At 51.3% G+C, this 14,557-nt stretch carries 12 protein-coding genes; 6 read left to right on the top strand and 6 right to left on the bottom strand.

Features of this window, described 5'->3' with window-relative positions; translation table 11 throughout:
* Positions 1-160 precede the first annotated feature (160 nt).
* The 6 genes from purF to MJ769_RS00060 all read right to left on the bottom strand — a co-directional run bounded on the left by purF (position 161) and on the right by MJ769_RS00060 (position 6,482).
* The gene (gene purF, locus MJ769_RS00085; protein WP_239233814.1) at positions 161-1,681 is read right to left on the bottom strand and encodes an amidophosphoribosyltransferase; all 1,521 of its coding nucleotides are present in this window, start codon (positions 1,679-1,681) and stop codon (positions 161-163) included.
* 16 nt (positions 1,682-1,697) lie between these two features.
* Positions 1,698-2,198 carry a CvpA family protein gene (locus tag MJ769_RS00080; RefSeq protein WP_239233813.1) on the bottom strand — a complete coding sequence of 167 codons (501 nt, stop codon included), beginning with the start codon at positions 2,196-2,198 and terminating at the stop codon, positions 1,698-1,700.
* A gap of 2 nt (positions 2,199-2,200) precedes the next feature.
* On the bottom strand, positions 2,201-2,824 hold the full coding sequence (locus tag MJ769_RS00075; protein WP_239233812.1) for an SPOR domain-containing protein: 624 nt from the start codon (positions 2,822-2,824) through the stop codon (positions 2,201-2,203).
* Between the two features lie 10 nt (positions 2,825-2,834).
* Positions 2,835-4,169 (bottom strand): bifunctional tetrahydrofolate synthase/dihydrofolate synthase, encoded by a 1,335-nt coding sequence (gene folC, locus MJ769_RS00070; protein ID WP_239233811.1) that lies wholly within the window; start codon positions 4,167-4,169, stop codon positions 2,835-2,837.
* A gap of 200 nt (positions 4,170-4,369) precedes the next feature.
* Entirely contained in the window at positions 4,370-5,839 is a 1,470-nt protein-coding gene (locus MJ769_RS00065) for a protein adenylyltransferase SelO (protein WP_239233810.1), read from the bottom strand.
* A gap of 100 nt (positions 5,840-5,939) precedes the next feature.
* Entirely contained in the window at positions 5,940-6,482 is a 543-nt protein-coding gene (locus MJ769_RS00060) for a DUF2062 domain-containing protein (protein ID WP_239233809.1), read from the bottom strand.
* A 102-nt stretch (positions 6,483-6,584) separates the two neighbouring features.
* Here MJ769_RS00060 and MJ769_RS00055 point away from each other — a divergent pair, with 102 nt between their 5' ends.
* From MJ769_RS00055 to MJ769_RS00030, 6 genes are all read left to right on the top strand, one after another.
* The gene (locus MJ769_RS00055; protein ID WP_239233808.1) at positions 6,585-9,128 is read left to right on the top strand and encodes a cation-translocating P-type ATPase; all 2,544 of its coding nucleotides are present in this window, start codon (positions 6,585-6,587) and stop codon (positions 9,126-9,128) included.
* 7 nt (positions 9,129-9,135) lie between these two features.
* Complete coding sequence (locus tag MJ769_RS00050; protein WP_239233807.1) at positions 9,136-11,577, top strand: DNA internalization-related competence protein ComEC/Rec2; 2,442 nt, start codon at positions 9,136-9,138, stop codon at positions 11,575-11,577.
* 314 nt (positions 11,578-11,891) lie between these two features.
* Positions 11,892-13,157, top strand: a complete 1,266-nt coding sequence (locus tag MJ769_RS00045; protein ID WP_239233806.1) for an Hsp70 family protein — start codon at positions 11,892-11,894, stop codon at positions 13,155-13,157.
* Positions 13,158-13,212: 55 nt separating this feature from the next.
* Complete coding sequence (locus MJ769_RS00040) at positions 13,213-13,542, top strand: type II toxin-antitoxin system RelE/ParE family toxin (RefSeq protein ID WP_239233805.1); 330 nt, start codon at positions 13,213-13,215, stop codon at positions 13,540-13,542.
* Complete coding sequence (locus MJ769_RS00035; protein WP_239233804.1) at positions 13,539-13,832, top strand: helix-turn-helix domain-containing protein; 294 nt, start codon at positions 13,539-13,541, stop codon at positions 13,830-13,832. Before MJ769_RS00040 ends, MJ769_RS00035 begins: the two co-directional genes overlap by 4 nt.
* 145 nt (positions 13,833-13,977) lie before the next feature.
* Complete coding sequence (locus MJ769_RS00030) at positions 13,978-14,229, top strand: type II toxin-antitoxin system CcdA family antitoxin (RefSeq protein WP_239233803.1); 252 nt, start codon at positions 13,978-13,980, stop codon at positions 14,227-14,229.
* Positions 14,230-14,557 lie beyond the last annotated feature (328 nt).

Below are 14,557 nucleotides of genomic sequence, written 5' to 3'. Positions count from 1 at the left end.
CTTCCTAAAACAAGAATTAGTGAACTTTCAAGGGCGCGAATTCTATGCTAAAAGACCGGCCCCTGTCAAACAAATTCAATTCTCGGTTCCAGTACCAAGGAGCATTTCTATTTCTGTAGCATGCATTTTCTGGTCGCTTTAGTTTTATCAGAAATTCACATTATTGGTTCGCGACTAAATCAAGATCAAGCTGGCTGGAATCATCATCCGTACTTACCTTGCTATTTTCACGCGCCGCTTCAATTGCATCGAGATACTCTGATGTAACATCTCCCGTTATGTAATCTCCATCAAAACATGAAGCATCAAAGTACTTAAGTTTCGGATTCATCTTGCGCACTGCCGCTTTAAGATCTTCAATATCCTGATAAACCAATCTGTCTGCACCGATCTCACGACAAATTTCCTCATCACTACGGCCGGTGGCAATCAGCTCCCTGCGACTCGGCATATCAATCCCATACACATTTGGGAAACGTACCGGGGGTGCAGCGGAGGCGAAGTACACCTTGCGCGCTCCGGCATCACGCGCCATTTGAACAATTTCACGGCTAGTGGTGCCGCGTACGATGGAATCGTCCACCAACAAGACATTTTTATCCTTAAACTCTACGCTAATTGGATTTAGCTTCTGACGCACAGACTTTTTCCTCATTGCCTGTCCCGGCATAATGAAGGTACGTCCAATATAACGGTTTTTCACAAAACCTTCACGGAATGAGATACCCAAACGATTAGCCAATTGCAAGGCACTAGGACGGCTGGAGTCCGGAATAGGAATTACTACATCAATATCATGCTGCTGCCATTCACGAGAAATTTTGTCGGCCAGATTTTCACCCATGTTCAAACGTGTCTCATATACCGAAACCCCATTGATCACTGAATCCGGACGCGCCAGATAAACATACTCAAAAATGCATGGATTAAGTGTGGGATTTTCTGCACATTGCTGACTGTGCAAGTTCCCATTAAATTCAATAAATACCGATTCACCTGGTGCAATATCGCGCAGAAACTTGAAGCCTAGCGTATCCAGCGCGACGCTTTCCGAAGCAATCAAATATTCCGTGCCATTTTCAGTTTGATTACTACCCAATACCAGTGGCCGGATACCATAAACATCTCGGAACGCCAGCAGACCATAACCCGCAATCATTGCCACCACTGCGTAAGCACCATGGCAGCGACGATGCACTCCAGATACGGCTGCAAAGATACTTTTAATATCAAGCCGATAACGCATTGTGGAATTAGCTTGCAACTCGTGTGCAAGCACATTCAGCAACACTTCCGAATCGGACTTGGTATTTACATGACGCCTATCTTCCAGAAACAATTCTTGCTGCAATTGCTCGGTATTGGTCAAGTTACCGTTATGTCCAAGCACAATGCCGAATGGCGAATTTACATAAAATGGCTGTGCTTCATTGTGATCGATGGCAGAACCCGCAGTAGGATAGCGGACATGCGCTATGCCCGAATTGCCACGCAGCGCTCGCATGTTACGCGTTCGGAACACATCACGTACCAAGCCATTACCTTTGTGCAGATGAAAGGTATTTCCTTCAATGGTGGCAATACCTGCGGCATCCTGCCCGCGATGCTGCAACACAAGCAACCCATCATATAGAATTTGATTGGCCGATGATTGCGTAACAACGCCTAAAATGCCACACATATTTTAACCCCAATAATCATTTTTTCGATCCGAAATGGACATGGCGCGCCACGCTATCTGGCAACCAGACCAGACTTGCCAGAGCCATTCTTTCCAAAGGCTTGCTCAGCTTCGCCTCACGCCAAAACGGCTCCTTCGGCAAATCAGTTAATCCTGCCAGCAGCACCAATATCAGCACTAATAGCGTGCCCCGTAACATGCCAAACATGCTACCGAATAAGCCATCCAACCATCCAAGGCCTATCGATTTAATTAATTTCGATAACATCCATACCACAATACTACTGACAATCAAAGTAGCCACAAACAGCAAAGCAAAAGCAACCGTGACTTTAATCGCATCCACTCCCAACGCTGTCGGCATAAACGTTGCAAAATTAACAGCCTGCCAACGTGCCACCACATACGCTATGACCCAGCCGAGTAGCGAAAGTACCTCATACACAAAACCACGCCACCATCCCAGCAACACCGACCATAAGGTGATAATAACGACAATATAATCAAACCATGTCATGCTTAATACACTGAACTTACCGTCGACTTCAGGCCTTGCGCCTCCAGTTTTTTGTTCACATTTTCTGCAGCTTCACGCGTGGCATAAGGCCCCGCGCGCACACGGGTCTTGTTACCGATCTTCTCGGTGTAAGCCTTGATATTTTGTTTGCTCAATTTTTTCTGCCATTGGTGTGCAGTGTCGGCGTTGGTAAATGCGCCGACTTGCACCACAAAACCAGAGTGTGGCGTGTGTTGCCTATCTTCTATAGGATTATTCTCCACTGACGCAGTTTCAGCCTTGACTGGAGCAAGCTTACTTTTATCAGCTTGTTGCGGTGCTGCGGCTACTTGGCTTTTAACAACAGGCATGCCGGGCACTGCTGAAGCAGGGACAGCAAGCGGTGAAGAATCCACAGGAAAGGAGACTGGCGCTGACGGCACGCCCATCTTGGGCATGAACTCACCCACCTTATCCTTATCTGGAATTCGTAACTCAATATCCTGCCCCACTAACTTGGGTTCACTATCCAACACCATGGGCAGCAATACCACAATCACAATGGCAAGCGCTCCTGCGCCAATCAACCGACGTCTTGCTCGACGTTTGAGACTGATTTCATCATCCATGAGTTGTTTTGCCATCATGTATCTCCGTTCAAATCAAGCGCAGCATAGACTGCGCACGCATTACTTCTGCTACTGTGTAGAATGAACCAAATGCTATGATTCTATCATTTTCGACGGCCTCATTACAGGCATACTGAAGCGCATCTGTTACCGTGACGAACGTCAGCACCGCGCATTTCACTCCATCGGCATATAACACACTGGATAATTCCGCAGTCGTTGCTCCGCGCGGCGCGGCTATGCCAGCCACTAGCCAGACATCCACTTGCCCTTTAAGCGCACGCGCCACACTGGCCATATCCTTATCCTTAAGCATGGCGAACACTGCAAAAGTCTTCTTACAAGGCGGCAAGTCAGTCAGATTTTGCGCCAGCGAGCGAGCCGCCTGTGGATTGTGCGCCACATCCAAAATCAGCATCGGCCTACCGGGCACAATCTGAAAGCGACCGGGCAATACGACCTCGACCAAGCCGCGCCGCACCGCCGCCATACTCACCGGCAATTTATTCTTAAGCGCATCCAGCGCCGCCAATGCGGCGCTGGCATTGTGCAATTGAAATGCTCCACGCAAAGCAGGATAGGGCAAGGCGCTGCGAGTGTTATTCACACCATGATAATTCCACTGTTGCGCACCTGCCGTAAAACTGAATTGTTCGCTCAGACACCACAGCTGCGCGCCGATATGCTGCGCCTGCGCACGAATCGTAATGGGCACATCCATATCGCCAAACACCGCCACTTTCCCAACACGAAAAATGCCCGCCTTCTCAAACGCAATTTCTTCACGCGTATCACCAAGATACTCCATATGGTCCAAGTCAATGCTGGTAACCACCGCACAATCATGGTCAAACACATTAACCGCGTCCAGCCGCCCTCCCAGACCCACTTCAAGTATCGCCACCTCTACTGCTTGATCAATAAAACATTGCATCGCAGCCAGCGTGCCAAACTCGAAATAAGTTAACGAAACTTCTGACAATTCATCCTTGCCCCACAAATGAGAGTCAGTATTTTGCAAATGAGATGCAGTACGCGCTTGCTCTACCCGCTCGAATGCTGCGCACAGCTCCATATCACTGGCCTGCCGCTGGCCGATGCGGACACGCTCGTTGTAATCCAGCAAATGCGGCGAGGTGTAACAACCAACGCGATAACCCGCTGCATGCAACATGCTTTCGAGCATTGCACACACTGAACCTTTGCCGTTAGTGCCGCCGACAACAATGACAGGGAAAGTTGGGTTGAGTCCCAACTGCTGTTTAACTTTTGCAACGCGCTCAAGGCCCAACTCAATGGCTTTGGGATGCTTGGTCTCAAGATAGTCGAGCCAGTCGCTCAACGCGCTATGCTTAGCTAACATAACAACCTGACTGTTTATTTTTTGAATACTTTTGTGGTGAATTTCTCATTCCAGTAGCATATGTGTAAGTAACTTTAGCCGCAGGTATTCATTATCAAACAACACACACAGCCTACTCTATCGGCCAAGTTTAAATTCCGGCCAAGTATCGTGTTAAGGCTTTGTGTTGTAATAACCAAATGTGGAACTGGCAACATTCATCAGGATGAACAACTTACCACGACATGGCGCGCCCAATCAGGTGCTGGTGCGGCATAATCTTCCATCTCTGGTTGCTCATCGAAGGGTCGGCTAAGCAATGCCAACAAGCGATCTACTTCCGAAAAATTGCGTTCCCGCTCAGCCATGGCAATGGCACTTTGCGCCATGGAATTGCGCAGAATATATTTTGGGTTGGCCTTATCCATGCGTACCTTCCGCTCCTCATCCGTTCCCGGCTCATTCTGTAGGCGTGCACGATAAACTTCGGCCCATGCGTCAAACGCTAGTCGATCGATGAATTGATCTCGTAACTCGCTGTTCTTCTCATCCGGTGCGAATTTGAACAAACCTAAATTGCGAAACAGATTAGTGTAATCCAGCTGACTTGCGTGCATCATCTCCAGCAATGGTGTAATGAGAGTAGCATCTTCTTTGCTGACATTGGTTAGCCCCAGCTTCTTGCCCATCAATTCGATATAGTGTGCGTAGTATGTCGGCTCGTAATTTTCCAGAGCCTCTTGCGCTTTCTCCACTTCGATAATAGGCGTCAAAGCCTGCGCCAGACAAGACAGATTCCACAGACCGATTTGCGGCTGTTGATCAAAAGCGTAGCGCCCACCATGGTCGGAATGATTACAAATAAAACCCGGGTCGTAGGTTTCCATGAAACCGAACGGACCATAATCGAAAGTCAGCCCAAGGATCGACATGTTGTCTGTATTCATCACGCCATGTGCAAAACCGACAGCTTGCCATTTAGCCATCAGATTTGCGGTGCGCGCGATTACCTCATTCAAAAAACGCAAGTACTTGTCCGGCGCATCGCCAATGTCAGGAAAGTTCTTTGCGATAACATAATCAGCGAGCAAGGCGATCGGTTCATGTTGATCTCTATAGGCGAACACCTCAAACGACCCGAAACGCACATGCGACGGTGACAAACGAGTAAGAACGGCGGCACTTTCGATAGTCTCGCGGTACACCTCTGCATCGCTGCCGACAATGCACAAAGCGCGCGAAGTCGGAATACCCAAGCCATGCATCGCTTCTGAACACAAGTATTCACGAATACTTGATCGCAACACGGCACGCCCATCGCCATTGCGTGAAAACGGTGTGATACCTGCGCCTTTCAATTGAATATCCCAATACTCTCCAGCGTTATTTTTTACTTCACCAAGCAAAATTGCGCGTCCATCTCCCAGCTGCGGCACAAAGTAACCAAACTGGTGCCCAGCGTAAAGCATCGATAATGGTTCGCTGCCGGACAGCAAACGGTTGCCGATAAAATACTCGGTGAACTCCGCGCGTTCAACTTCAGTTACATCCAGATTAATTAATTCGGCAGCACTAGCATTAAAACTAACCACATAGGGATGGGGCAAAGGCGTAGGATTCTGACGGCTATGAAAAATATCTGGCAGCCGAGAAAAAGTGTTGTCGAAATTCAGTTGGTTCAATTTTTTCATAGCAATATTTTATATTTAGTCGATAAATCCGGTTTACTGAAATCCATACAAAGCAGTAAAAAACTGAGCTCAGTGTCCTACACGCTTTCCATGCGCAACATCAGCGCCGCCGTGATGCACGCTTGCGCCATTCCCATATCACCATCGCACGCCACAACATACGCACACCAAAATAACCCGCAATAGCAAAACTTAACGCCAAAAGCGGCAAGCCTGCAGCGAGGGGTTTACCCAATGACACAATCCAATCCAGCATGACGGCAGGCCAGTTAACCCACGTCATTTCCGGCAGGGAAAGGTTGACGGGCGACTGGCCATTAACATGCCCGGTAACAAATACACCGAGCTCATATGCCAGCGCATAGAGAGGTACGATGGTAAACGGGTTGGTGTACAGCGTGGTGACCGCAGCTACCGGCAAATTAACGCGGAACATTACTGCCAGTAAAGCTGCGCCTATCATTTGCAACGGACCAGGAATCAGTCCGGCGAAGAGACCGACGGCTACACCGCCCGACACTGAGTGGCGGTTAAGATGCCATAGATTGGGATGATGTAGCCAGCCGCCAAACCAACGCGCCCAACGGCTTTGTTTGAATGTTTCATGGCTGGGCAGGAGTTTTCTGAAATATTTTTTCGGCACGGGTATTCGTTGAATGAGGCAAAATCGTTACTGAACAAAATCAGGATAGTAGATTACCTGATTATATTTGATATGCCAGCCCTCTTTGGGAAGTTTGCACATATGAGCCCGAAAATACCCGATCCAACCGACATTCGCGGCCTGACGCATGCCGAAGCACATCGGCGACTGGAAGTTGAAGGTATGAACGAATTGCCCACAGGCAGGAGCCGCAACATCCCGGCGATTGCACTGGAAGTGGTGCGCGAACCTATGTTCTTGCTATTGTTGGTGGCTGGAATGATTTATTTGCTGTTGGGCGATATCAGTGATGCGCTGATGTTGCTGGGTTTTGTATGCATGGTGATGGGGATCACCATTTATCAGGAACGCAAGACGGAACGGGTGTTGGAGGCATTGCGCGACATTAGCAGTCCGCGCGCGCTAGTGGTGCGTGAAGGTGTCGCGCAACGCATCGCCGGACGTGAAGTGGTGCGCGACGATATCCTGGTTCTGGCCGAAGGTGATCGGGTGCCAGCAGACGCGGCACTGATTTCCTGCAATGATTTTGCGACGGATGAATCAATGCTCACTGGCGAATCAGTTCCGGTACGCAAGATCGGCCAACCTGATGCCCATACACTGCATCCGCCCGGCGGCGATGACTTGCCGTTTGTGTATTCCGGCACGCTGGTGGTTCAAGGACAAGGCACAGCACGTGTACTGGCAACCGGGCCGCACACCGAGCTCGGCAAAATCGGCAAGGCATTACAGGTCTTGGATAACGAAACCACACCGTTACAAAAAGAGATCAACAGGGTGGTGCGCAACCTTGCCATTGTCGGCGCTCTGTTAAGCATGCTATTGGTAATAATCTATGGCCTTAGCCGTGGTGATTGGCTGCACGGGTTTCTGGCTGGCATCACGCTGGCGATGTCAATTTTGCCGGAGGAATATCCATTTGTGTTGATCGTCTTCATGGCGATGGGGGCATGGCGCATTTCTCGCCATCAGGTGCTGACCCGCCGCATGCCCACGGTGGAAACGCTGGGCTCGACCACTGTGCTGTGTGTAGACAAAACCGGCACACTCACGCTTAATCAAATGACGGTGCAGCAATTAATCGTTGGCGATGCATCGTTTGTAGTGGATGCATCGCACACGCCACTACCCGAGACATTTCATGAGTTGGTCGAGTTCAGTATTCTGGCGAGCAAAAGCGATCCATTTGACCCAATGGAAAAAGCCATCCACGCACTCGGCGAATATTATCTGACCGACACAGAACATCTACATCATGATTGGGCGCTGGTACATGAATATTCATTGTCGCCGGAACTACTCGCGCTCTCGCACGTATGGCAGGCAAACGACCGCAATGAGTATGTAGTGTCAACCAAAGGCGCGCCGGAAGCAGTGGCCGATCTATGCCATCTGGATGAGCATCAATTATCCATACTTTCTACTCGGGTAAACATACTTGCTACACAAGGCATGCGCGTATTGGGGGTAGCCAAGGCCAGTTATCGCGGTCATGAATGGCCTGGTATCCAGCATGATTTCGAGTTCGAATTTATCGGCCTGATCGGGTTGGCTGATCCAGTCCGCCCTACCGTTGCAGCAGCACTCAAGGAGTGCACTGCGGCGGGCATCCGCGTGGCAATGATAACCGGCGATTATCCTGCTACCGCCGCCGCAATTGCTCAACAAATCTGTCTACCCGGTGGGCACGGCAGCATTATTACGGGTACTGAACTTAAAAAAATGGATGATGCAACATTGCGCGAACGCATCCGCCACAGCAATATTTTCGCGCGCATGGTTCCGGAGCAAAAACTGCGGCTGGTGAACGCGCTCAAGGCAAATGGCGAGATAGTGGCGATGACTGGCGACGGGGTAAACGACGCTCCCGCGTTAAAAGCGGCGCACATCGGCATCGCTATGGGTGGGCGTGGCACCGATGTGGCACGCGAAGCGGCCGCACTGGTATTGCTGGATGATGATTTTGCTTCTATCGTGCGCGCCGTGCGTATCGGGCGCCGTATTTTCGATAACCTGCGCAAAGCGATGGCTTATATTCTTGCGGTACACATACCCATCGCCGGCTTATCTCTGATCCCACTGTTATTGGGCTGGCCAACGGTATTCGCTCCGGTCCATATCGTGTTTATGGAAATGATCATCAACCCGGCCTGTTCCATCGCCTTCGAAGCAGAACCGGCAGAACGCAATGTCATGCAGCGTCCACCGCGCAGCCCACAGGAGCCGTTGTTCGGAAAGCAGGTCATCCTGCTCAGCCTAATACAGGGTACGTTACTATTGCTAACCACTCTCATAGTGCTGGGCTATGCGCTGCATTATGGCGCAACGGAAGAGGAGGCCCGCGCACTGACTTTTTCCACGCTGGTAATCGGTAATATTGGGCTGATTTTAGTCAACCGTTCCTGGCAACTCAGCATATTCAGCTCCCTCAATAGCAGCAATCCTGCACTGTGGTGGGTGACGGGCGGTGCACTTTCCTTTCTGCTCCTGATCCTGCATTTACCCTTTTTACGCGAAATATTCCACTTCGCGCCTCTCACCCCCTATCAACTCGCGCTAAGTTGTGCTGCCGGTCTATGCAGCGTAGTTTGGTTCGAATTGCTCAAATTCATTCGGCGACACTAAACAGGCCATGCGCTATGCCGTTTTATTTTTTGTATTTGGCGTATGGCTTTTGCAACAACAGGCAGCGCTTCCCAACTTCGCCTGGAGTGGACTGACATTATTATTTGCTGTTACTTGGGTACTACCGCGTAACACTTTCGTGCAACGCAAGACATATCTTGTTTTTCTCGCGGCATTTGCCTGTTCCCTTGGTTTTTTCTACGCCGCATTTTTTGCGCAGCAACGTCTGTCCGATGCTTTACCTGCCGAATGGCAAGGCAAAGATATTCAAGTCATAGGCGTGGTCGCAAAACTACCCGCACAGCATGAACACGGACTTCGTTTTGTCTTCGATGTTGAACAAGTGCTCACCCCTAATGCCATTGTTCCGCCACACATCCTGCTAGCCAGTTACGATGGTATACGGGAAGAACCTCTTGACATCCACGCCGGTGAACGTTGGCGGCTCACAGTACGCTTGAAGCAACCGCACGGCAGCAGCAATCCCCACGATTTTGATTTTGAAGCATGGATGCTGGAAAACAACCTGCGCGCCAACGGTTACATTAATCGAAAGCACGATAACTCGCGACTGGATGCATTAGTGAAATCACCCGATTACACTATCCAGAGCCTGCGCGAAAAAGCACGCGACCATATCCAGCATACGTTAAACCCCCTCCCCAATCAGCTTCATCCCCTGCAAACCCCACAAGCTGCAAGCGAGAAAGTAGTTCGCGATAACGCTGAAGTGAGTGTCGTCGCAGAAAATAATTACGTCGGCGTGTTAACCGCACTGGCCATCGGTGACCAGGCCAGTATCCCAGCAGCACAGTGGCAGGTATTCACACGCACCGGCGTTAATCATTTGATGAGTATTTCCGGCCTGCACATCACCATGCTATCCGGGCTGGCGTTTGCTGCAAGCTATTGGTTATGGCGACGCAGTGCGCGCCTCACGCGCGCGCTACCGGCACGCAAAGCTGCTGCGCTCATTGGTTTGCTGGTGGCACTCGGCTATGCGCTACTGGCAGGTTATGGTGTACCGGCGCAACGCACGGTTTATATGCTGGCGACGATCGCTTCCATATTGTGGCTTTCCCGCACTGTCGCACCGTCGCAAATTCTTGCCGCCGCCTTGCTCGTTGTGTTATTGCTCGACCCATGGGCGGTGCTGTCGCCGGGATTCTGGCTCTCTTTCGGTGCCGTGGCATTGATTTTTTATGTGACTGCGCACCGTTTACGCCCTCCACACTGGTTAATAACCTATGGTCGAGTTCAATGGGCAATGAGCATCGGGCTGATTCCGCCGCTGTTGGCGATGTTTCAGCAAATTTCACTGGTGTCGCCCATCGCCAATGCTTTTGCCATTCCGTTGGTCAGCTTCGTGGTGGTGCCGCTCACCCTGCTGGGCGCGGTGCTTCCCTTCGATTGGCCGCTGTGGCTGGCACATCAAGTCATGGGCGTGTGTATCAACCTGTTGGAATGGCTGAATAATTTGCCAGATGCGGTATGGACACAGCACGCACCGCCCACATGGAGCATAGTCGTTGGCATGTTTGGTGTGCTATGGATGCTGCTGCCGCGCGGATTTCCCGCACGCTGGCTGGGACTGATCGCCCTGCTGCCGATGTTTCTGGTACTGCCCGTAGTACCGCCAGAAGGTGCGTTACACCTGGTAATTTTCGATGTCGGGCAAGGCTTGGCGGTAGCCGCGCAGACACACAACCATGCACTGCTATATGACACCGGTCCCAATTTTAATAGCGAGGCCAACAGTGGCAACCGCATTCTCATCCCGGCGCTGCGCGGCATGGGCATCTCTCAACTCGACGGCCTGATTCTTACTCATGATGACAACGACCACACCGGCGGCGCATTATCTATTTTGCAAGGAATGCCAGTAGGATGGCTCTCATCCTCGCTCGCCGCAAACCATCCCCTGTTACAACACACTTCGAACACACAACGCTGCATGGATGGGCAAACATGGGAATGGGACGGCGTACACTTTGAAGTGCTACACCCGACAGCGGAAAGTTATACAGTAGAAAAAATCCGCGACAACAACCGCAGCTGCGTGTTGAAAATCAGCACGGGCAAAAACAGCGTGTTGCTCGCCGCCGACATCGAAAAAGATTCCGAATGGCGATTACTGAAACAGCATGAAGAAAAGCTCCCCTCCACACTCTTGGTGGTGCCACACCACGGCAGCAAAACCTCATCGGTGAATGCTTTCGTAACGGCCATACATCCTCGCTATGCTGTATTCACCGTGGGTTACCGCAATCGCTTTGGTCATCCGAAAAAGGAGGTGGTCGAACGCTATCTTGCAGTGGACAGCGAACCATTGCGTTCGGACCGGGACGGCGCCATCATCGTAAAAATGGATGCGCAAAATATTAGCGTGGAGCGATATCGTAAAAGCCACACACGATACTGGCACCAGGACATTGCTGGTGGAACATAAGGGCACCTCTAAAAATCCAATTTTCGTCACAATACTGCGTTACTCTAAAAAATTATCGCTTACATATCAACTATATGCCGCGCTCAAATTTTTACTCGCGCCTTGTCTTGTCTAGAAAATTGAATTTTTAGAGGCGCCCATAAATAAAAACATCTTTGCAATAAAATGGCCGACGGGCAGATCATCGGCTTCTGCTGTTGTTTCGGAGCATATTTTGAACAATCATTTCTAACTGCCATTCGACATTTTTCTGCGCGGGCGGTAGCATCTCCCTCCATTTTTTATCGGTTCGGTTTCATACCTCTCTCCTGACCATGCCTGTTGAAACTCCCGCCCGCGCCTGCGGCATCGATTTCGGTACGTCCAACTCCACCGTAGGCTGGCTGCGTCCCGGCCAGCCTATCCTGCTGGCACTGGAAAACGGCAAGCCCACCCTGCCCTCCGTGGTTTTTTTCAATGCCGAGGAGAACACCGTAAGCGTCGGCCAGGCCGGCCTCCAGGAATATCTGGAAGGCTACGAAGGACGCTTGATGCGCGCCTTGAAAAGCCTGCTGGGCAGCAGCCTGATGGAAGGCAAAACCGAAATCAATGGGCGCTCACTGCCCTACAAGGAATTGCTGACCCAGTTCATCACCGAACTCAAGCGCCGCGCCGAAACGGCGGCGGATCGCACTTTCGAACAGGCCGTGTTTGGCCGGCCGGTGTTTTTTGTGGATGACGATACGGCCGCCGACCAAAAGGCCGAAGCGACGCTGGAAGCCATAGCCCGCACTGCGGGTTTTAGCGAAGTAAGCTTCCAGTACGAGCCCATCGCCGCCGCCTATCACTACGAACGCCAGATCGACCGCGAGGAACTGGTGCTGATCGCCGACATCGGCGGCGGCACCTCCGACTTCTCCCTGATCCGGCTCTCGCCGCAACGCGCACTGGCAGCCGACAGGCGCAACGATCTGCTGGCCAACAGCGGCGTGCATATCGGCGGCACCAACTTCGACCGTCAACTGAGCCTGAAAGGCGTGATGCCCCTGCTGGGTTATGGCACCCCGCTCAAGCGCGGCTTGACCATGCCCACGAGCTACTACCTAAACCTTGCCACCTGGCACACCATCAACCAGGCCTATACCCGCCGCACTTGGGCCGATCTGCAAGAACTGTATTTAGACACGCAGGCGCCCGAAGCAATGGACCGCCTGCTCAAGCTGATCCGCGACCGCACCGGCCACTGGCTGGCGGTGCAGGTGGAAGAAGCCAAGATCGCCCTGTCCGCTGGCGATAGCGCAACCCTGCATCTGGATAGACTCGCCCCCGGCATGCGCCACACGCTGACCCGCATCGAGTTTGAACAAGCGTCGGCGGAATTGGTAGAAAAGATCGGCGACACCCTGAGCACCTTGCTGACAAAAGCCGGCGTGCGTAGCGAGTCGGTGGATACAATATTTTTTACCGGTGGTGCCAGTGGCGTGCCCATGCTGCGCGAACGCATTGCTGCAATCTTGCCTATGGCTAGACGCATGGAAGGTGACTTGTTTGGCAGCGTCGGGGCGGGTCTCGCGGTAGAAGCGCAACGCCGCTACGACTGATATGTGTTGAACCCCCTCGCTTGCGCTTCTATATAAATACTAATATATTGACGCCATGAAACCACTCAAGTTCATCGGCTCTAGCGAAGACGACCTTGCCGCCTTCCCCCGTGAAGTGAAGCAAGCTGCTGGCTTTCAGCTATTCCGCGTTCAAGCCGGACTGATGCCCGCCGATTGGAAGCCGATGTTGAGTGTGGGGGTGGGGGCGGGTGCTTATGAAATCCGCGTTCATGTACTGGGCGAGTGGCGTGTCATCTATGTTGCGAAATTCGCCGATTCAATTTATGTGCTGCACGCATTCCAAAAGAAAACGCAGCAAACGCGTAAAGAAGATATTGAGCTTGCAGCCAACCGCTACAGGCAACTCAAGGAGAACTCGAAATGAAAAAAGAAAAACTCAAAATTACCCAATCCAGTGGAAACGTATTTCTCGACCTCGGCTTTCCTCCGGACGAGGCTGTCATCCTCGCGATGCGCTCCGAACTCATGTGTCAGCTTGAAATCCTGATCCGCGACAAACAATGGACACAAGCCGAAGCAGCCCAAGCGCTAAGCATCTCCCAATCACGCGTGTCCGACCTGATCCGCGGCAAGTTCGAAAAGTTCAGCCTGGACATGTTGATCACATTGGCGACTCGGGCCGGTAAGAAAGTCGAACTGAGGCTGGCAGCGTGAGTTCCATGCAGGCAAACCGGTTGAAAATGTCAGATGTAAGGCCGCGTGATTTCGGCATGCAATGACTTTTGTCTTTCGCATGGCAGGCAAATTTTCAATTCACAAATCTTTCTGATGCGCATACCCTGCGCACAGGAGGCAAGCCATGAAATCAATGCAAAGCAATCAATCGCGCAAGCGCCCGGTCAATCTTACCCTCAACGAAGAACTGGTATCCCAAGCAAAGGGGATGACAGACAACCTCTCCGGCGTGGCCGAACAACTGTTAACCGACTTCGTGATGAAGCAGAACAGCGTGCGGCAGGAAAAGGCCCGCACCGCTGAAGTCGCCGCACAAGCATGGTATGCGTTTAACGAGCGTTCCGGTTCATTTGCTGACGACCACTCCACTTTGTAATAGCGCAGTTCGATGTCCATATAAATATCGGCAAATATCGGGAAGCCATTCTCTTTGTAGTCATCGTCCAATCAACCTTGTTCGACGACTATCGTCGCCGCAATGAAGCGACATGAGTTGCGCCATCTTGTATACGTTGACAATATACAAAAATGCTTAATTTGACCAACATCATCGGTTTTGATTGGGACAACGATTAACGACCGTAAGAACGATAAGCACGGAGTATCAATGGCGGAAGCAGAGCAATTATTTTTCAATGAGCCACTGCTTCTGCTAGTGTAGTGCGCCATTCTGTTTGGAACTTAATCGACTGTTGGCACGAATG

It is taken from the genome of Candidatus Nitrotoga sp. BS (assembly GCF_927797785.1).
GTDB lineage: Bacteria > Pseudomonadota > Gammaproteobacteria > Burkholderiales > Gallionellaceae > Nitrotoga.
This window is presented reverse-complemented; position numbering and strand designations above follow the sequence as displayed.

What these genes read in the sequence shown, in the direction of transcription:
- MJ769_RS00045 (WP_239233806.1), top strand. Translation starts at nt 11,892, where the DNA reads ATGCCTGTTGAAACTCCCGCCCGCGCCTGCGGCATCGATTTCGGTACG.
- MJ769_RS00035 (WP_239233804.1), top strand. Translation starts at nt 13,539, where the DNA reads ATGAAAAAAGAAAAACTCAAAATTACCCAATCCAGTGGAAACGTATTT.
- MJ769_RS00075 (WP_239233812.1), bottom strand. Translation starts at nt 2,824, where the DNA reads ATGATGGCAAAACAACTCATGGATGATGAAATCAGTCTCAAACGTCGA.
- MJ769_RS00055 (WP_239233808.1), top strand. Translation starts at nt 6,585, where the DNA reads ATGAGCCCGAAAATACCCGATCCAACCGACATTCGCGGCCTGACGCAT.
- MJ769_RS00030 (WP_239233803.1), top strand. Translation starts at nt 13,978, where the DNA reads ATGAAATCAATGCAAAGCAATCAATCGCGCAAGCGCCCGGTCAATCTT.
- MJ769_RS00065 (WP_239233810.1), bottom strand. Translation starts at nt 5,839, where the DNA reads ATGAAAAAATTGAACCAACTGAATTTCGACAACACTTTTTCTCGGCTG.
- MJ769_RS00050 (WP_239233807.1), top strand. Translation starts at nt 9,136, where the DNA reads ATGCGCTATGCCGTTTTATTTTTTGTATTTGGCGTATGGCTTTTGCAA.
- folC (WP_239233811.1), bottom strand. Translation starts at nt 4,169, where the DNA reads ATGTTAGCTAAGCATAGCGCGTTGAGCGACTGGCTCGACTATCTTGAG.
- MJ769_RS00040 (WP_239233805.1), top strand. Translation starts at nt 13,213, where the DNA reads ATGAAACCACTCAAGTTCATCGGCTCTAGCGAAGACGACCTTGCCGCC.
- purF (WP_239233814.1), bottom strand. Translation starts at nt 1,681, where the DNA reads ATGTGTGGCATTTTAGGCGTTGTTACGCAATCATCGGCCAATCAAATT.
- MJ769_RS00080 (WP_239233813.1), bottom strand. Translation starts at nt 2,198, where the DNA reads ATGACATGGTTTGATTATATTGTCGTTATTATCACCTTATGGTCGGTG.